The following is an 18,114-nucleotide window of genomic DNA, read 5'->3' on the forward strand; positions in this document are numbered from 1 at the left end:
GCACTCATTTATAAGAAAAAGTTACTTGGACCACATAAGCTTTAGGCATGGCTATTGCTATTGCTACCGCTTACTCTGCCAGCTCAGCGACGGAACAGTCTGCCCTTGCTCTGAATAGTGAATGAGCTCAGCAAGCCGTTTGAGCTTCGTTTCTTCCCTCTTCGCGCTTACGATCTTCCATATAGCAGTCTTCTTGTAAGAAGGCGCTTGAGCCTGAAAGAAATCCCATGCCTGCTTGTTGGCGCGAAACTGCTGCTCGTAAGCATCGCCAAGCTCGGCTGCCTCCTTTTGCTCATAAGCATATATAGCTGATTTATCTTCCTTTCTAGCTTCGAATGCACGGATACCTTCTGGAAGCATAAGCCCTAGACTAGAGAGAACTTTCACACGCTCAAGGTTTACGGCACTCCATATACTGCTTTTCTTCCTCGGTGTGAACCGAATCATGTAGCTAATGTCATCGATCCCTTTTCGCAGACCATCAATCCAGCCAAAGCAAAGCGCTTCATCAACCGATTCAGGCCAAGTTAAGCTTGGTTTACCGGTTCCTTTCTTGTAGTATCCAACCCATAATTCTTGGGTCTTATCGTGATGCTGTTCAAGCCAAGTGCGGAATTCTGACGGTGATACAAAGAAAACGGGATTCATCGGCAACGCCCCTTCCTTATCTATTTAGCTACTCGCTTGATTGTATCGAAGGCTCATACTTCCATACAATTCGTTCCCCTACTTTGAGAATTACTGTAAGATCATTCATTCCCGTTTGCAGCTTAGAGGAAACAGACATTTCAAACAATTTCATCTGATCGAGCTTAATCCCTGTTTCAGCCAGCGATGATGGTTGATATTGATCCAGTTCACCAGAGCTCTCCCGCCCATACATGTAAAGCCTCGGTATTGCTGTATCACTCTTCTCTGGCTGATCATACAAGTATGCTTTGACCTGGAACGGGTTAGTTTTTGTTGAAGTCGGCCATTCCGGCGCATCAACCGTATATTCCTTTTCCGCCAAATAATACACGGGTATGCCTTCGCTTTGAATCACATAGGCTCCGAATAATGTTAGCGCATCGGCAACCTGTAAGTATAGTTGGCCATTGGCGAACTGAGGAGCAGTCTTCAATAATACTGCATTTTCTTGGCGGCCGTTCCACATAGTAATCGCCTTAGCTTCGCCTTCTTTAATTTTGAAGGCATACCTCGTCTCGGGAGTCAAAGTAACATATCCATCCGAATCGGGACCGCTTAGTTTATAGTGAAATGATTGAGCTATTTGGGAAACTGCCAAGTAAGACTCGCCATCTTGGACAAATCCAGCATCAGCTTCACTAAAATCGTGGAACCTATCCCCCGATTGAACATACGGAAGCATACGAGGAAAGTTAAATGTGATCTGCAGCCGCGGATTCCCATCAGGGACAATGAATTTATCAAGACGCGGATCTGTGCGAAGCCACACCTTGCCGGCATAAGAATCGATTCGGAACCACGTCTGGCCGAACTCGTCATTCCAATACGCCTTAGCGCGTACCGTCTGTGCTGAGAGAGGCTCATACCGCTTAACCATCTGCCCGTTTGGATACTGATACAAGGTGGTTTGAGTATGGAGCTGAATGTCCATATCAATCGGTACTTCGTTCTCAGGTGCACTTAACGAGCGATTTACCCAGCCTTCCCCTTGCGCTGTACGGACATGATACCAAACCTTCCATCCTTCAGAATCGGTCCCGATTTTCTCAAAAGCTTTTACGGTTTGAGGTTGTAAAACGGCAAGCTGGCCCCCAGTATCTAGGAACGTGGAGAACAAGGGTGTCTCTGTTCTTAATACGATCTCCTCGGTCGTTGCCGCTATTTCTGTTCCTGGAGTGTTCACCCACTTGTCACCAATGTCCGTTTCTATGCGATAGGCTTTCCCGAACACGGTAACGAACTCTCCAGTGACGTGAACGTAGCGATCACGCACTTCTCCAACCTGCTTAGCCTGTAAGTAGTGGATTGGCGGGTTATCAAATACATCAGCCCTCATCAGGTATTCCTTTCGGTCTACCTGCCGCGTGTAACCAACAGAACCAATAGGAATGTGAATCCACTGGTCCCCGAGCCATGTCGTGCTAATTTTCAGCCAAACACGATCATTGCCATCCTTGGTTTTAGTTTGGAACCATAGCTTTTCCGCTCCAACGACTCGAACATTTTGCGGGGAAAGGACAGCGTTCGATCCCCCATCCTCGCTTTTCGACCCATAAATAGGCGTTTCTTCAAGTAATTTGATGGTATCCGGAGGAGGCACATCAAACGTTCCTGGTTCCGTCACAATCCACTTTTCCCCAGATAATGTTTTGATTTTCCACCGATTACGCTCATTGATCCATCCATTCTGCCCTTCAAGTACTTGAACATCTTGTGGCGCAAGAGTTCCTGCCGGATGCTCGGGATAATCCTCCCCTAAATTGTCGTAATAAGGTGTCTCTTCCAGCAGCAGAATGACCGGAGGGATTCGAAGGGGCTCCGGCTTCTGCACGATTGCATTCGCCTGTTCGGTCGGCATCCACCACAGCAGTTGAAGTGAAAGGATTGCTGTCACCCATATTTTTTTCAAGCTATTCACTCCTTGCTTTAAGTTCAATTCTTTCGTTGAATATATAGACGCACGGAATAGGTAATTGTTTCCTGCATTTAAGAAAAACGATCGCCTCTACTTGCTCGCGGAACGTCATTCCTTTATTCGTCTTGCTCCCCATCGAAATCGAATTCATGAATGATTTAACCATAATAAGCAAAAAAAGCCGAATGCTAATGCAACCCGGCTTGGCTCTACATATTTACCTCATGACGTTTAATATTGGATTGAGATCATTTGATGCCCATTCAGCTTGGGAAGCACAAACTCCGTATATCCGTCCGAGCTTGTAAAGGATAAAGGCTGCAGCTCAGGAACGCAAGTCACCGCTTTCACCTTATCGGTTGTTTTGACACTAACCTTTATCTCATAAACCGGGATGACATCCTCGATGATATCTATGTCGGCGCTTCGGCGCTCCGGTATGTAATGAAGCAAGTGTACAACCCAACGGTTTTCGGCGGATTGCTCGTTCAGTGTTGCCAAGATCGTGCTTGGCCCATTATGCTTAAGAACCGGTTCAGGCAGCAGCATGTTCAAGGCATTCAAGAACAATTGCTTGCACCAACGCGGCGCATTTTGCTGGTACTGGTTAAATATTGGATGCGCAAAGTAGATCACATTGCCATTTTTCACAATACCGGCATACTCCACTTCACCCGAAGACGGCGTCTGGCGATGGGAGCAGAAGTGCTTGTAGGAACGGTTGAAGTACGATTGGATAACCGGTGACAACAGTTCACATCCTGGCAGCGCTTCCACTTCAACCCCCTTAAGATACATGGCATGCTCGGTTTCTGGCAGACCTGCCCCGATATCACCCTGCGGTAAAATATAATCGACATAATCATTTCTCGAGTAGCGCTTCCCACGAACCAAATTTCCGTCCTGATCCCGGGTCTGCTGCTCTTTTAGCTTCACTCCAAGCTTATTCCAGCCAATTTTATTCCCCTGTGCATTCAACCCCGACTCGAAAGAAGCAATCACGGAACCGCCACCAGTAACATAATCATCAAGCTTATTCCCAAATTCTGCGGAAACAGGGATATTATCAGGCATAATTACTACCTTATAACGGGATAAATCGCTATCGCTATCAATGATATCAAACTGATGTCCGCTTTCCTGCAGCATACGGGTAACACCCATCGCCGCCGGAGGCATTCTAAGCTCCTTCTCGCTGAACTCCTCAGGAGTTAATACAGCTATATCTGTAACTGCTTTGGCATATTCGCACCAAGGCTCTTTCTTCTCAACCTGACTGTACACAGCACCGATCAAATCATATACCGCAGCCGAGATTCTACCATTAGGGTCGAGCTGGTCTCCTATGCTGCACTTGGCATTTAAAGAAAGCATGTTGAAGCATTCGAACTCCAATGCCGCCTGATTTTTGAAGGAATGAAAGTCACCCCATGAAGTGTGGAATTTACCAGTCATTCCTAGATTATCAAGCCCCAAAGTACGCGCATAGCGCACCGCCAAAGGAAAATGCATATATCCCCAGCCACCGCTCGGCAAAGATTCCAGTTCAAAATGGCTGAATGCGTCGGCTGTCGCCTTATCGGCAATACCAATATGGCCTTTATTATAGAAAATCGTGCAATCCTGATTTCTTTCTCTTATTAATGCACTCATCTCACGCTTGAAATCATCCATCATTTCGGTTGCATAACTAAGTCGGTCCGCCGCTTGCGTCGGGTCATATCCTGCTTTTTCCATACCATTCCGACAATATTTACAAGAGCAATCAACTGTTTTTACAATATCATAAAAAAGTCCATCGACCTCAGTACCGAACATTTCGAGAATTTCTATCGTGTGCTGCTTCAAAAACTCCCGATAAGGGGTATTTACACAAAGATGACGGTAAAAACCAGATTCATAAATAGGGGTGCCAATGGTGTGGCCTTTCTCGTCTAAGCCAATCCATTCAGGATACTGCTCAGCAGTAAAATGATCCCACTGTACCGTTATGTAAATAGGCACACGAATGTTCCGTTTGTGGCAAGCTTCAATCTGTTCCTTCAGTAAGTTCTTATTGTTGAGATCGGGATGAATACGCTCCGGATTCACCTTGGAGTCATAATAAAGCATGCCATGATGGCATCGAGCAAAACACGTAATCGAGTCCACTCTGGCTTTTTCCAGTGATGCTGCAAACTCCTCCGCATTAAAATCCGCGCCTATTTCCGGAATATCCGGGCTGGTGTGAAAATCCAAGTGTACTTGTCTAAAACGCAATTGAGTTGTCATGTACTGTTATAACCTCCTTATTCGATCTACTTTCTATTATTAAGAACAAACGGCTAGATGAAAATAAACGATTCAAATATACATTTGGACAAAAATAAGGAGTTATAGGTTTCCTGACAACTCGACAAGCAGGCTTCGCCTTCCTAGCTGGCGGGGTTCACAAGGAACCCCCTATGTACTATCCATGATCGGATTTTACTGCGCCCACGATTGCTTGGTTGTCTGGATCGTTTCACCCGAATCCACAGCTTCCTTAATCTTGATGCCTAGATAGTGGTCCTGCGCTGCTTCCGCCAAGCTGTAGAAGCTAGGGCCGCCCTCTACGTATTCGTCCATTTTTTGAAGGCAAGTGGCAATGGCAATTTCTTCATCCGTTAGACGTCCCGGCATAAAAGGGTTGCGATAAACCCATTGATCTCCAGCCAAAATTCCTTTGTGGTAGTAGCCTTCCAGATTGCCGTTTTCCCCTGCGTTCAACCGCTTCAAATCAAGCTCAATGGGAGTTCTATAATCCTTTAAATATTTCAGCTGATCATTCATCAATTCCCCTCTGTCACCGCGTACAAGCAATCGTGAGGAACGAATCCATGAAAAATATTGATCTCCTGTAAAATCAAAAATTCCTAATTTATTATCGAATTCAAGAATCGCATACACTTGATTGGACGTTGCAATCTTCTCTTCAGCTGGATCGCCTTCACGGTTCGGACCGCTTACAATCTGCGAAGCAAAATTATATCCGCGAATTTTCGCATCTGCAAAGCCAAGATCCAGTAAGCTGCGCATAATACTCATGCCATGGTAGCCATGTGCCGCAGAAACCTGCGCTTGGTTAACCGTGCCCAAAACACCTGACTTTACAACCGCAATTCGAGCTGCATGCTGCGGTTGAAAGGTGAACTGCTCCGCCACTTGAACTCGGGCATCCGCACCCACTTCTTGATACAGCTTGTTCAAATGGTCCACATCCGGTGCAGGCGGTGTTTCCGATAGTACAGGAATGCCTCTATCCGCCATTTCATTAATTAATTCCGGTGTCATCGCCCACGGTACGGAAAGAACGACAAACGATGGAGCGGTCTGGCTTAACATATCCTCAAGAGTTCGGAAGGTGGGGACACCCCAGCGCTGTTCAAATGCTCTGCCCTTTTCTTCGCCTCTCACAACCACGCCGCTTACACGAAACTTCTCTGGCAATGCCTCCATAATTCGCATGTAAAAATCAGTTCTCCAGCCGCTCCCGATAATTCCAAAGGTAATTGCCATCCCAATAATTCCTCCCAGAGTGTATAACTACGTGGTTAAGGCTACCTTATTCTCTACCCGCTCTCTGCTGTCGATTAGCACCGCTGTCATATGGATAGGTCACCTGCAGCGTAGTAGCTTCATCTAATTGGTTCATATGGTCGTCGCTTAAGGACCAGCCGGAAGCGCTTAGATTGCTTGCCAATTGCTCGATAGTTCTTGCTCCAATGATTGGTGCAGTCACGCCTTCGCGCTGCAATAACCAGTTGATCGCCGTTTGAGCAGGCGTTTTACCAACCTCTTCGGCTACTGCATAGAGAGCGTCGAGCACCTTCCATGTATAGTCATTGTTGTAATTTTTCCATGATTCACTCCAGCCCTTGGCATCTGCTTGCGCCACTCTGGAATCCTCAGGAGGAATCTCCATGCCTCTGTGAAACTTGCCGCTTAGCCATCCACCTCTAAGTGGGCTCCAAGGAATGACGCCGATCCCCTCACTCACGCACACAGGGAGAATCTCATATTCAGTCGCACGGCATAACAGATTGTATTGAGGCTGTAGGCAGGCAAATGATTCCCAACCGTTCTGTTTGCTGAGATCGACGGCTTTTTGCAATTGCCAGCCTCGAAAATTACTGGCTCCGATATAACGGACCCAGCCGCGCTTTACTAATTCGTTCAGAGTGCTGAGTGTTTCTTCCAATGGGGTTTTGGGGTCCCATGCATGAACCTGATAAAGGTCGATGTAATCGGTACCAAGTCGGCGAAGACTGGCTTCCACGCCCGCCATAATATGTTTGCGGCTCAATCCCACATCATTCGGACCGCTGCCCATGCCAAAGCGTACTTTGGTAGCGATTACCAAATCATCACGTTTTTTTTGTTTTAACCAGCGACCGACTATTTCTTCGGATATTCCCTGACTATAAACATCCGCCGTATCGATAAAATTCCCGCCCGCATTCACGAAGTGATCCATAATACTAAAGCTGTCCTGCTCGCTTGCTTCACGGCCAAATGTCATTGCCCCCAAACAAAGCTCGCTTACCCGAAGACCGGTTTTTCCCATATAACGATATTCCATGTTATTACCTCCCTAGAATTCTTTTACAAACCGCTGCATTCCTATCATACAGAAAAAGAAAAAATAGTTTAAGGACTGAATTTAATGATATTTAGTAACTTTAGGGTAAGCTGTGTGCTTTTAACCGGTCGATTAAGTTCTGATGATTTACCAGCACTCTCGCTTTACGAACATTCCGCTACGGATCGACGGTTCTTACGCCTAAGCTCTTATAACTTCTGTTTTCGCAAGCTTCTCATAGTATTGAACGATACCGCCATGATCATGGCTTGCTTTCCCATCCACCTTCAAAGCATGCATGATTTCTAACAGCTGACTGGACAGCGGCAGAGGTACACCGATTTCATGTGCCGTTTCCATAACATTGGTAATATCTTTAAGGTTGATATCGATTCTTCCGCCAGCCACAAAATTTCTTTCAAGAATCATGGGAACTTTAGCGTCAAGCACAGCGCTTCCGGCAAGTCCGCCTCTGATAGCTTGGTACATCTTATCGATGTCGATGCCAGCTTTGGCTGCCAAAACAAGCGCTTCAGACATGGCTGCGATATTTAAATTCACAATGATCTGATTAGCTAATTTAGCTGTCGTTCCGCTACCGTTACCGCCCACCAGGGTGACATCCTTCCCCATACAGTAAAGAATGTCTTTGACGCTTTCAAAAATTTCTTCCTTACCGCCTACCATAATAGCTAAAGTGCCGTCTATCGCTTTAGGCTCTCCCCCGCTTACAGGAGCATCCAGCATTTCAATACCGCTTTTCGCAGCCTCGCTTGCAATTGCCTTGGAAGCTACTGGAGTAATGGAGCTCATATCAACGATGACTGTACCTGGCTTGGCTCCTTTAACAATTCCATTCTCACCTAACACAACGTCCTTAACATGCTCGGAATTAGGTACCATTGTAAAAATAATATCGCTGTTTGCTCCTACTTCCTTGGGCGTAGACGCTGCTGCAGCACCAGAAAGGACTAAACTATTTACAGCATCCTGATTTATATCGTACACCGTTAACTTATAGCCTGCTTTGATCAAATTCAGTGTCATAGGTTTGCCCATAATTCCCAAGCCGATAAACCCGATGTTTCTATGCATTTACTTTCCCCTCCACATTTGAACTATTAAAATAATTATGCAGAAAACGTTTTCAAAGGACTTAATGATAACGATATCCAAAATTTTGTATACAGTCAAAAAAACTACAAGAAGGCATCACCATAGAAAGAGCACTTCTCACCACTTATTTCAGTGATGCAAAGTGCTCTTTTCCGCCTATCTCTAAGTGTTCCCTCTCCCCAAAAAGGCCTCAGACACTAGCCCTCCGCCTGCTTCTAACCGCACTAATCAAAGCATCGAGCAGAAGCGAGACCACACCTATGTTGATCGCTTGATCGGCTATGTTCAGTATTCCATGACCCATATGGAAATCAATGAAATCCGTTACCTTTCCGAACAGAATTCTATCTATGGCATTTCCTAGTGCTCCACCTACAAAGAAGGCAGTCCCCACCTCAACAAGCCCGCCCTTTAGGTTTCCCTTGCGGCGTGAGTACAGGATGTATCCTATGAAGACAACCGCTGGAATCACAAAATAGCGACCATAGCCTTGAAAGGTGCTGCCTGCCGCTCCGCTATTTTGGTAATGGGTAAAGCTCAGAATATGATTCCAAATAACTATGGATTCGCCTACATCCATATTCATACGAACCCATAATTTAAAGCCTTGATCGATGATAGTAACCAGCACTACGATCAAATAAAACATGCTTCATTACTCCTTCCTGTATGAACCCAAACCCTTTTATCAGCAGCCTGAGGAAAAAATAACGAACCTATCCGTTTCACCCTATTATAACAATCCAGTCTTTAGTGTGCATGTCCAACTGAAATTGTAATATAACTGAAATACAATTTACATCATCCTTTAATATAACTGGGCTATACTAATATTCGACCCCCTTTTTTGATATATATATTTGAAAGACCCACAGCCCGTTGCTTGTGGGTCTCTTTTTTTCTCCTAATGTTAGGCACAGGAAAAAGACCCGCACCACATGCGAGCCCTTCTATGAGCCTTCCCTTCCCCCTACAACGGGTCTATTTGAACCATCGCTTGCTTACCGCTCAGCTGAATGCCTGTTTTCTTCCGCCCCATCGGATTTAAATCTTTAAGCAGAGCTTCCAGCAGCTCCTTGGCCCTATCTCCTTCTTTGCCGCGGATGCTTACAACCAGCAATACGGCATCTCCGGACTTAAGAATCCGCTCTGCTTGCTGCTTTTTCGTCTCATAATCATGATCCTCAATCTGCGGCGTAAGACGAATTTCCTTCAGTTTAGGCTTATGGTCTTTCTTACGCTCTGCTAAAGCCTCCTGCTTGGCTGCTCCCGCTCCTATAAGCTTACATGGCGGTGGGCTGCTCATCAAAGACGTACATACCAAGTCCACCTTGAGCTTCCGGGCCATTAGAAGTGCCTCAGAGGTCGCAACGATACCCAGATCCTCACCGTTTATACCCGTCAGCTGAACTTCAGATGATTTAATCTTTTCATTCATAATCATTGTGAACACACCTGTTCTTTCGATATAATGTTAGTACAGCATATGTTTGATATTACCGTCTAAAAGGGGATTTTTCAATGAATCAAAAAGAGTACGAAGAAGAAGTTATCCGTAATTATCAACGCGATGAAGAAATGATGATTCTAGTGTTTGCCCAATGGTGTGTTAACCATGATTTAGATCCTTCTGAGATGTACGTGCGGGCTTATCCGCAGCAAACCGTGGGAGAAGCCTTGCAGCGAGCCATAGATTTAACCGTTCCTAAGGAGGAGTCGGGTGAAGTGCCGGATGAAACCCTACTTGGCGTGCTGTCGTTATTCGGCAATGAAGAGCTGGCATTTGTCGTCACCGAAGAAATCAGCAAGCGTAACGCAAGCAAGCCTTAACCCTTCATTGAAGTATCTCTTAATCATTTTAACCAGGAGTGTTTTTTATGGAAATTCAAAAAGTAGGCATGGAAGACTACTCGGCCATACTTACCCTGTTCAAAGAGGTCAAAGCTGAGTTAAATAAACAGAACAATGATCAATGGAAGTGGTTATATCCAAACCGTTTTACTCATAAAACTGACATCAAGAATGGATCTATGTACGGAATCAAAGGAACCAATAATTGGGTTGCAGTAGTTACGCTGGATGATACTCAAAGTGACAAATATCAATCCTTAAGTTGGAAAGACACCGAAGGAAAGGTTTGTTGTGTGCATAGACTTGCCGTTCATCCCAAACAACAAGGCCAAGGTCTTGGCAAGAAATTGTTGCACTATGCGGAACATCTAGCTAGAAACCAGGGATATACAAGTATACGAATCGATGTTTACAAAACTAATGAAGCAGCTATCGCCCTTTATAAAAACAATGGATATGAAATAGCTGGAGAAGTCCGATATCCATTAAGAAAATCCTCCTACATTTCAATGGAAAAGCAATTAAACTAAAAATTTCACCCCCATCATCCCAAAAACGATACTCCTTACGAATAATATAATGAAGTATGTATAAGGAGTGATTTTCACATGAAGCCTGTCTCCAACCGGTATACGCGGGAGGAACTCATTATTCCTCTGGACCACGGCCTTTTATATAGAGGTAAAGATTTATCGCTGCAAAGGATTGTTTTCATTTATGCTGTTCCCCATCAAGGTCAACCCTATGCTCAAACCTACATTCATCAGATAGGAAACTCTGCTCAAGTTACGAATAGCGCACCCTATATGCATGTATTTGATGTGGAAATGGATCAGACCTACATCTATATTATTATGAAATATATTAAAGGGACTCCCCTGCAGCAATTCATGCTGAACCATACCTTTTCCATTCAGGAAGCGGCTGCCTTCGTTACTAGCATGGGTCAAACCTTGATGGAAATTGCAGAGGATCGTCCATTGAACTTCTCAATAAGCCCTAATAACCTGTGGGTAAGTGATGAGCTACAAATCTCATTAATTAACACCTGGGATAAATCTCAGCACAACCAACGCTTATCTAAAGAGCTAAGCGGTATACTTTACAGCCTTGTGACTCAAACAAAACAGGTACCAGCTGACACGGAAGCACTGCGAAACGGCCTACAAAGCTCGCATCTGCTTGATGAGCTCTCCCTCACACAGAAAAAAACACTGATCACAACCGCGGCCAATGCCTACGAGGAGCGTCTGTCTGCTCTTTCTTTTACCCAAAGTCTGAAGGATCTGTTTCATGAACCGAATGAAATTGAAGGCACCGAAGAACCTGAGGATTATGCTGTGGCTCCAAGACATTCCCATAAAAACAAGGCTCTTGCTACCTTATTTACGACGCTCAAGCATGCTCTTTTTCGCAAGCTGGTGTGGAAACGTATTTCTTTGACACTATCCTTAGCTCTGCTTAGTGCAGTAGTTTTTATTGGCGTCTTCGCCTATCTTATCGAAACTACTGGACATAAGGAATCTAAGTCCACCTTAGCCAGCTCCACGGGCAATCAACAGCAGACATCTCCTCCCGAAAATAAGCCGCAACAAATAGAAATTAAAAATGCAAAAGAGCCTGTTGAAGCAAAAACAGAGAACCATGTCGTTGTTCCCGTACTTACTGGCTTAACCAGAGAAGATGCAGAAAAACAGGCGTTGGCCAATGGGCTCCGCTATTCATTTTATATAGAGACAAACGCTTTAGCCGCGGGCACTGTTTTCAAACAAGAGCCTATGCCCCATGAAGAGGCAGCGAAAGGAAGCCGAGTTACTTTCTGGATAAGTAAAGGTTCAGCTGCCCCTTAATTTTTTTTGCGAAAAATGTTGCACAAAGGAAACAAATTTGTATATAATTAAAATATAGGTTCGAGGGAAATTTTTATTACCAAAGACAAATTTTTAGGTATAAGACAACTTTCAAAAAACATAAGTTCAACTACTATGATTAGACGTTCGCGTTCTTAAGATGGGAAGCTTCATTTACAAATGACAAGGACTAAGGAGTGTATAATTACATGAATTACAAGGTAAAGCCTGCTTTTACAAGGATTTTCATCACACTCGTGATTATGTCGCTGCTGCTGCTGACTACGGCATGTTCCGCGGATACCGGCAGTGAAACGGAAGGTAAATTGAAGGTAACCACGACGATAGGCATGATAGCAGATGTTGTGAAGCAGGTTGGCGGCGCTCATGTGCAAGTAACCGGCTTAATGAAATCGGGGGTGGATCCCCACTTATATAAAGCATCCCAAGGCGATGTGAAGAAGCTGGAGCAGGCACAGATTATTTTCTACAATGGTCTGCATCTGGAAGGTAAAATGATCGAAATTTTCGAAAAAATGGGCAGCGAAAAGCCTACCATAGCTGTATCGCGTAACATTCCTGAGAAACAACTTCGCGGTTGGGAAGGCGGCGAGGCATCGCATGACCCTCATATCTGGTTTAATGTGAAGCATTGGATTTCTGCAACAGAGGTCATACGCGATGAATTGAGCAAAGCCGATCCTGCCCATGCCGCGGATTATAAGAACCAAGCAGCAGCGTATATGAATCAACTGGAGGAGCTGGACCAATATGCCAAGAAGCAAATTGCATCCATTCCTGAGAACCAGCGGGTACTCGTAACAGCCCATGATGCCTTCGGTTATTTCGGAGATGCTTATGGAATCAAAGTAATGGGGCTTCAAGGGATTAGTACCGCATCCGAATACGGCTCGAAGGACGTAACAGATCTGCGGGAATTTCTCGTTAGCAATAAGATCAAGGCTGTATTCGTTGAATCCAGCGTACCTAAGAGATCAATCGAAGCTGTCATACAAGGCGCGAAGAAGCAGGGCCACGATATCAAAATCGGCGGAGAGCTGTTCTCCGATGCAATGGGCAAGGATGGTACAACAGAAGGAACTTACATCGGTATGGTCCGGCATAATGTTGACACCATTGTGAAGGCTTTGAAATAAGATAACGTACGAAGAGCCCAGAGAAAAATTAGGATCACATCCCCAAATACCCCGAACAATCGTATTCACACAACAGTCCTTTTGGGAGCTGTCGATTACCAACAAATTTGGCTCAAACTGATTTTATATGGATAACAAAGGAGATGCGCCTTATGAAGTCTGCGAAGCAAGCACCATTGACCATAGACAATTTAACCGTAGCTTATCAAAATAAACCTGTTCTTCGGGATATCGGCTTCGAAATTCCCGAAGGCAAGCTGATCGGCATCGTAGGTCCGAATGGAGCAGGCAAATCAACGCTCATTAAGGCAGCCCTTGGCCTTATTCCCCGGGTTACCGGCAGCGTGTCCATATACGGCAAGCCCTATACGGGGCAGCGCAAGCTGGTCGGCTACGTGCCGCAGCGTGAATCGGTGGATTGGGATTTCCCCATCAGCGCATTGGATGTTGTCATGATGGGACGGTACGGTCATTTGGGCTGGTTCAAACGGCCAGGAGCCAAGGAACGGCACATCGCAATGGAATCTCTGGAGAAGGTGGGCATGACCGACTTTGCAGAGAGGCAAATCAGTCAGCTGTCTGGCGGCCAGCAGCAGCGGATTTTCCTTGCCAGAGCGCTTGCCCAGGATGCGATGCTCTATTTTATGGATGAGCCCTTTGTAGGTGTTGACGCAGCAACGGAGAAAGCGATCATTACCCTGCTGAATGAGCTTAAGAAGCAAGGAAAAACAGTACTGGTCGTGCATCACGATCTTGCGACCGTAAAGGAATATTTCGACTGGGTTATGCTGCTGAATGTTCAGTTAATGGGGATCGGACCGACCTCTGAAATATTCACTAAAGATAACTTACAGCAAACCTATGGCGGACGCTTAACCCTTCTATCCCGGGACGATGATGCCATCATCGTCAGCACGAGGTGAGCCCTATGTTGGATATCAATTGGTTAGAGCTGTTTCTTGATCCCAACACTCAATGGATTCTTCTTGGCAGTGTACTGCTCGGCTTGAGCAGCGGCGTATTGGGCAGCTTCGCTTATCTGCGCAAGCAAAGCTTAATGGGCGATGCGCTCGCTCATGCCGCGCTTCCGGGTATATGTATTGCTTTCATGCTTACTGGATCAAAATCGATATTCTTCTTCCTGATCGGGGCCGCTGTGGCCGGTTTAATTGCAACCTTCGGGGTCGGCTTCGTAACGAGAAACTCGCGGATTAAACAAGATTCTGCCCTCGGTATCGTACTGTCCGTCTTCTTCGGCTTAGGCATTGTGCTGCTGACCCAAATTCAACATAGCGATAGCGGTAATCAGAGCGGGTTAGATAAATTTCTATTTGGGCAAGCGGCCTCTATGGTGCAATCTGATGTCATTGTTATGGCCATTGTGGCGCTTGTTCTTGTATTGGCATGTACGCTGCTTTTTAAAGAATTTAAGCTGCTCAGCTTCGATTCCGGCTTTGCCAAAGGATTAGGCTATCCGGTTGCATTTCTCGATCAGCTGCTCATGTTTCTGATCGTTATTGCTGTCGTGGTTGGTATTCAAGCGGTAGGTGTCGTGTTAATGTCTGCTCTGCTGATCACACCTGCGGTTTCAGCCCGCTATTGGACGGAGCGCCTCGGAGTCATGGTCGTTCTAGCCGGTTTCTTCGGAGCCGTCAGTGGTTTCGCTGGTACATTGATCAGTACAACAGCCAATAATCTGCCCACCGGACCGCTGAGCGTGCTTGCTGCAACCTCTTTATTTCTGATCTCGGTTGTCTTCGCACCGCGCCGTGGCGTGCTATCTAAGGTGCTAGTAAGACTAACGGTCAAGAAGGCAGTCCTTCAAGAACAGCGCGATTCCGTTATCGTTGTAACTACTTCTACAGTAAAACCGAGTAAGGAGGCACAGTCATGAATGACTTTTGGATATTGCTAACAGCGGCGCTAGTTGCCTGCTCCTGCAGCCTGCTCGGTTGTTTTCTCATCCTGCGCAAGATGGCAATGATCGGAGACGCGATCAGCCATTCCGTGCTTCCCGGCATTGTCATTGCCTTCTTGCTGAGCGGGTCACGGGATTCCTTCTGGATGCTGCTTGGAGCATCCGTGCTAGGTCTTATTACAGTCTTTCTGATCCAACTGTTTCAACAAGGCGGCGTTCAAGCCGATGCTTCCATTGGGGTAGTATTCACAGCTTTGTTCTCCATCGGGGTGGTGTTGGTTAGCTTGTATACCCGACAGGTCGATCTGGACCTTGATTGCGTGCTGTACGGTGAAATCATACGCGTACCCTGGGACACCCTTACATTCGCCGGAATGGATATCGGCCCCAAAGCAGTGTGGGCACTCGGATTCGTGCTGCTGCTGAGTGCCATAGTAATCGGACTATTTTATAAACAATTCAAGATTTGCTCCTTCGATCCAGCCATGGCTGCTGCCGTCGGCATTCCGGTTGTCCTATTCCACTATGTGCTTATGGGACTCGTTTCCGTTACAACTGTAGCATCGTTTGAGAGCGTAGGCGCGATCCTCGTTGTAGGCATGCTGGTCGTACCTGCCGCAACCGCCTATCTATTAACAGAACGACTCGGCGTCATGATCGCCTACAGTATGATCATCGGTGTGATCAGCTCCACAGCCGGATATTATATGTCTGTGCTGCTGGATGCATCCATCGCCGGCTGCATGATTACCGTCGCAGGCATGCTGTTCATCATCGCGCTGCTGTTCTCGCCAAGCCATGGCGTAGTGTGGCGCAAGCTTAAGCAGCGCCGGGGGATGGCGGAAGAGGCGGTTTAGTACAGCAAGCTTCACCTCGACAGCAATACTGCTTCTGCGATGAGAATAAACAGCTGTTCCGTCCCTTAAGGACGAGCGCGCCGCATATAAAGATTGAGTAACACCTTTAAAACTTAAAAAAAACGCTCTGTTCGTTCAATTTGAACGAACAGAGCGTTTTTTATTTATCCAAGCTTGCTTCTAACAACATGAAATCGGTCATTAAACTTGTGAGTTAAAGCTTTTAGTATTTGTTGTAGATCCTGTGCAATAAAACGGCTGCTTCAGCTCTAGTAGCGTTTCCTGTTGGGTTAAGCAGATTGCCACTGCCTTCCACCACACCAGCACGTACCATAGCTGCAATATCATTGACTGCGTAAGCGGCCACTTCGGACTTATCCGTAAATAAAGCGAGATCGTCGGCCGTGCCTGATGAACTCCATTTGCCTGTTTGTTTCAATGCTCTGGATATAAGAACGATCATATCCTGCCTCGAAATTTGGGCTTTGGGATTAAACTGGTTATCCCCTTGCCCTTCAGCCAAGCCTAACTGCTTAGCCACTCCAACAGCATGCGCATAATAATCTGATGCAGTAACATCATTGAAGCTCGCACCTTTTGTGGCGTCCAGCCCCAGTGATTTGGTCAAGAGAATCATGAAGTCGGCTCGAGTAATGTTGGCTCCCGGATTGAAGGCTGTATCTGAAACTCCTGAAATAATGCCTTTGGAAGCCATCACTTCGATCGATTTCTTCGCCCAGACCACTGAACTTATATCCTGGAAGCTCTTAACATCATAGACGATAGCATAGCTGCTGAAATGATTCGTTTTAAAAGTTACCATCCCGCTAGCGGCATCATATTTTCCAGTTGGCACAGCTTGAATGGCACCCTGCTGGTCTATGTACCAAACAACAATGTGTTCAGGATTCTGCAATTCTTCAGCGGTTGGCTGGTAAGGAACAGAAACTGTTACCGAAGTGTTTGGATTGTTGAACGGTATGACCTTGCCATCTACGGTAATCGTCAAGTCAAGGACTGGTCGATTGCCGATCTTGCTTTTAACTGCGTCTGGCAAATCATTTTTGTCTTTCAAACCAATTTTCAAAGTGATTTCTTTGGCTGTTGATAAATCAATGTTATTTAACATATTTGGCTGTATGGCAAGGGTTCCAACGTCTGTAACTATCGTTAAATTTATATTGGACGAAGTAGGTGAGAAGAAATCAGGTGTTGTTTTCAGATCGTATTGCTTGGCCCCTTCAACATCGGGAATAGTTATTGTGATGTTTTTCAGGCCTGCTGCCTGAGCCTGTTGTACAGCACTTGCATACTGAGCTGCATCCAAAGTTGCAGTGGCAATGCCAGTCGATGGATCCAGATTCGCAGTTAGCTCAATGCTTGTGCTCTCACCACTAACTGGTGCTGTCGGGTTCACAGGGGGCTCTGTAGTTCCTACGGAACCTGGACCTGAAGATGATGGTCGATTAGAATCATTTCTCTGTATAACAAAAGTTGTAGTATTAATAGCATCGCCATCAAGTCCCCAAACCTTCACTATATAAACTCCGGTCCATCTTTGACTCAATGTATAGCTGAATTGATAAGCTCCATTGACACCGCTTTTCCCTTTGTCCGTATAGATCACTTCATTTAAAGGGTTTCGAACCTCGACATTAACCGTGTTACCTTCTGCGGCACCCATGTTACCGGAAATGTTTATTTGGGCACCATTAATTGTTGCATTTACAGTTAGATTCTGAATAGAGGCCACTTGAAATGTTGTAGCGGCGATCGTAGCACCCTCTCCTCCAACATTTACAATATAGGTTCCATTTACTTTATTACTCAGTGTAAAGTTGAATTGATAAGCTCCGTTGGTGCCGCTTATCCCTTGGTCTAACTGCTGCATTTGATTATTAGGATTACGAATTTGAAGCGTCACGATTTTCCCTGGTGTGGAGCCAAAATTTCCAGATACCAATACTTTTCCAGTATTACTGTCATAGGTTGCATTTACTGTTGTCGGTGCTGTTGCAGCAAATGCGACAGGAAGCATCGACCCAAAACAAAGCAAGAACGACAGCAGAATTACAGTCCATCTTTTCAAGCGTATTCCTCCCTAGGGTATGTACACGAGAGGAACAGCAACAATGCCGCCCCTCGTGCCCCTTTCAATTG

At 45.7% G+C, this 18,114-nt stretch carries 16 protein-coding genes; 7 read left to right on the top strand and 9 right to left on the bottom strand.

What is annotated here, in order from left to right:
• Positions 1-63: 63 nt before the first annotated feature.
• The 8 genes from GC093_RS26970 to infC form a co-directional block, all read right to left on the bottom strand.
• The gene (locus GC093_RS26970; protein WP_171655023.1) at positions 64-648 is read right to left on the bottom strand and encodes a YdeI/OmpD-associated family protein; all 585 of its coding nucleotides are present in this window, start codon (positions 646-648) and stop codon (positions 64-66) included.
• A 28-nt stretch (positions 649-676) separates the two neighbouring features.
• Positions 677-2,599: a hypothetical protein gene (locus GC093_RS26975; protein WP_171655024.1), complete on the bottom strand. Its 1,923-nt coding sequence runs from the start codon at positions 2,597-2,599 to the stop codon at positions 677-679.
• A 237-nt stretch (positions 2,600-2,836) separates the two neighbouring features.
• A complete protein-coding gene (locus GC093_RS26980) occupies positions 2,837-4,876 on the bottom strand; it encodes an alpha-amylase family protein (RefSeq protein WP_171655025.1) in 2,040 nt (679 codons plus the stop codon).
• A gap of 195 nt (positions 4,877-5,071) precedes the next feature.
• Positions 5,072-6,142 carry a Gfo/Idh/MocA family protein gene (locus tag GC093_RS26985; RefSeq protein WP_171655026.1) on the bottom strand — a complete coding sequence of 357 codons (1,071 nt, stop codon included), beginning with the start codon at positions 6,140-6,142 and terminating at the stop codon, positions 5,072-5,074.
• 46 nt (positions 6,143-6,188) lie between these two features.
• Positions 6,189-7,205 (bottom strand): aldo/keto reductase, encoded by a 1,017-nt coding sequence (locus tag GC093_RS26990; protein ID WP_171655027.1) that lies wholly within the window; start codon positions 7,203-7,205, stop codon positions 6,189-6,191.
• Positions 7,206-7,406: 201 nt separating this feature from the next.
• Positions 7,407-8,300, bottom strand: a complete 894-nt coding sequence (gene garR / locus GC093_RS26995; RefSeq protein ID WP_171655028.1) for a 2-hydroxy-3-oxopropionate reductase — start codon at positions 8,298-8,300, stop codon at positions 7,407-7,409.
• Between the two features lie 211 nt (positions 8,301-8,511).
• Positions 8,512-8,970: a signal peptidase II gene (lspA, locus tag GC093_RS27000; protein ID WP_171655029.1), complete on the bottom strand. Its 459-nt coding sequence runs from the start codon at positions 8,968-8,970 to the stop codon at positions 8,512-8,514.
• 321 nt (positions 8,971-9,291) lie between these two features.
• Positions 9,292-9,765 carry a translation initiation factor IF-3 gene (infC, locus tag GC093_RS27005; protein ID WP_171655030.1) on the bottom strand — a complete coding sequence of 158 codons (474 nt, stop codon included), beginning with the start codon at positions 9,763-9,765 and terminating at the stop codon, positions 9,292-9,294.
• Positions 9,766-9,842: 77 nt separating this feature from the next.
• Here infC and yxiS point away from each other — a divergent pair, with 77 nt between their 5' ends.
• From yxiS to GC093_RS27040, 7 genes are all read left to right on the top strand, one after another.
• Complete coding sequence (gene yxiS, locus GC093_RS27010) at positions 9,843-10,151, top strand: protein YxiS (RefSeq protein WP_171655031.1); 309 nt, start codon at positions 9,843-9,845, stop codon at positions 10,149-10,151.
• A gap of 47 nt (positions 10,152-10,198) precedes the next feature.
• A complete protein-coding gene (locus GC093_RS27015; RefSeq protein ID WP_171655032.1) occupies positions 10,199-10,702 on the top strand; it encodes a GNAT family N-acetyltransferase in 504 nt (167 codons plus the stop codon).
• Between the two features lie 78 nt (positions 10,703-10,780).
• On the top strand, positions 10,781-12,022 hold the full coding sequence (locus GC093_RS27020; protein ID WP_171655033.1) for a PASTA domain-containing protein: 1,242 nt from the start codon (positions 10,781-10,783) through the stop codon (positions 12,020-12,022).
• Positions 12,023-12,231: 209 nt separating this feature from the next.
• Positions 12,232-13,179: a metal ABC transporter solute-binding protein, Zn/Mn family gene (locus GC093_RS27025; RefSeq protein ID WP_171655034.1), complete on the top strand. Its 948-nt coding sequence runs from the start codon at positions 12,232-12,234 to the stop codon at positions 13,177-13,179.
• Positions 13,180-13,331: 152 nt separating this feature from the next.
• Positions 13,332-14,102, top strand: a complete 771-nt coding sequence (locus GC093_RS27030; protein ID WP_171655035.1) for a metal ABC transporter ATP-binding protein — start codon at positions 13,332-13,334, stop codon at positions 14,100-14,102.
• A 5-nt stretch (positions 14,103-14,107) separates the two neighbouring features.
• Positions 14,108-15,073: a metal ABC transporter permease gene (locus GC093_RS27035; protein WP_171655036.1), complete on the top strand. Its 966-nt coding sequence runs from the start codon at positions 14,108-14,110 to the stop codon at positions 15,071-15,073.
• Entirely contained in the window at positions 15,070-15,954 is an 885-nt protein-coding gene (locus GC093_RS27040; protein WP_171655037.1) for a metal ABC transporter permease, read from the top strand. The genes GC093_RS27035 and GC093_RS27040 overlap by 4 nt, the downstream gene beginning before the upstream one ends.
• Positions 15,955-16,177: 223 nt before the next feature.
• Here GC093_RS27040 and GC093_RS27045 read toward each other — a convergent pair whose 3' ends face one another.
• Complete coding sequence (locus GC093_RS27045; RefSeq protein WP_171655038.1) at positions 16,178-18,043, bottom strand: S-layer homology domain-containing protein; 1,866 nt, start codon at positions 18,041-18,043, stop codon at positions 16,178-16,180.
• Positions 18,044-18,114: the final 71 nt, after the last annotated feature.

It is taken from the genome of Paenibacillus foliorum, from assembly GCF_013141765.1.
GTDB lineage: Bacteria > Bacillota > Bacilli > Paenibacillales > NBRC-103111 > Paenibacillus_S > Paenibacillus_S foliorum.

Excerpts from the sequence above, each read along its gene's own strand:
- yxiS (WP_171655031.1), top strand. The coding sequence starts at position 9,843 with ATGAATCAAAAAGAGTACGAAGAAGAAGTTATCCGTAATTATCAACGC.
- garR (WP_171655028.1), bottom strand. The coding sequence starts at position 8,300 with ATGCATAGAAACATCGGGTTTATCGGCTTGGGAATTATGGGCAAACCT.
- GC093_RS27015 (WP_171655032.1), top strand. The coding sequence starts at position 10,199 with ATGGAAATTCAAAAAGTAGGCATGGAAGACTACTCGGCCATACTTACC.
- GC093_RS27020 (WP_171655033.1), top strand. The coding sequence starts at position 10,781 with ATGAAGCCTGTCTCCAACCGGTATACGCGGGAGGAACTCATTATTCCT.
- GC093_RS26970 (WP_171655023.1), bottom strand. The coding sequence starts at position 648 with ATGAATCCCGTTTTCTTTGTATCACCGTCAGAATTCCGCACTTGGCTT.
- lspA (WP_171655029.1), bottom strand. The coding sequence starts at position 8,970 with ATGTTTTATTTGATCGTAGTGCTGGTTACTATCATCGATCAAGGCTTT.
- GC093_RS27035 (WP_171655036.1), top strand. The coding sequence starts at position 14,108 with ATGTTGGATATCAATTGGTTAGAGCTGTTTCTTGATCCCAACACTCAA.
- GC093_RS27030 (WP_171655035.1), top strand. The coding sequence starts at position 13,332 with ATGAAGTCTGCGAAGCAAGCACCATTGACCATAGACAATTTAACCGTA.
- GC093_RS26985 (WP_171655026.1), bottom strand. The coding sequence starts at position 6,142 with ATGGCAATTACCTTTGGAATTATCGGGAGCGGCTGGAGAACTGATTTT.
- GC093_RS26990 (WP_171655027.1), bottom strand. The coding sequence starts at position 7,205 with ATGGAATATCGTTATATGGGAAAAACCGGTCTTCGGGTAAGCGAGCTT.
- infC (WP_171655030.1), bottom strand. The coding sequence starts at position 9,765 with ATGATTATGAATGAAAAGATTAAATCATCTGAAGTTCAGCTGACGGGT.
- GC093_RS27040 (WP_171655037.1), top strand. The coding sequence starts at position 15,070 with ATGAATGACTTTTGGATATTGCTAACAGCGGCGCTAGTTGCCTGCTCC.
- GC093_RS26980 (WP_171655025.1), bottom strand. The coding sequence starts at position 4,876 with ATGACAACTCAATTGCGTTTTAGACAAGTACACTTGGATTTTCACACC.
- GC093_RS27025 (WP_171655034.1), top strand. The coding sequence starts at position 12,232 with ATGAATTACAAGGTAAAGCCTGCTTTTACAAGGATTTTCATCACACTC.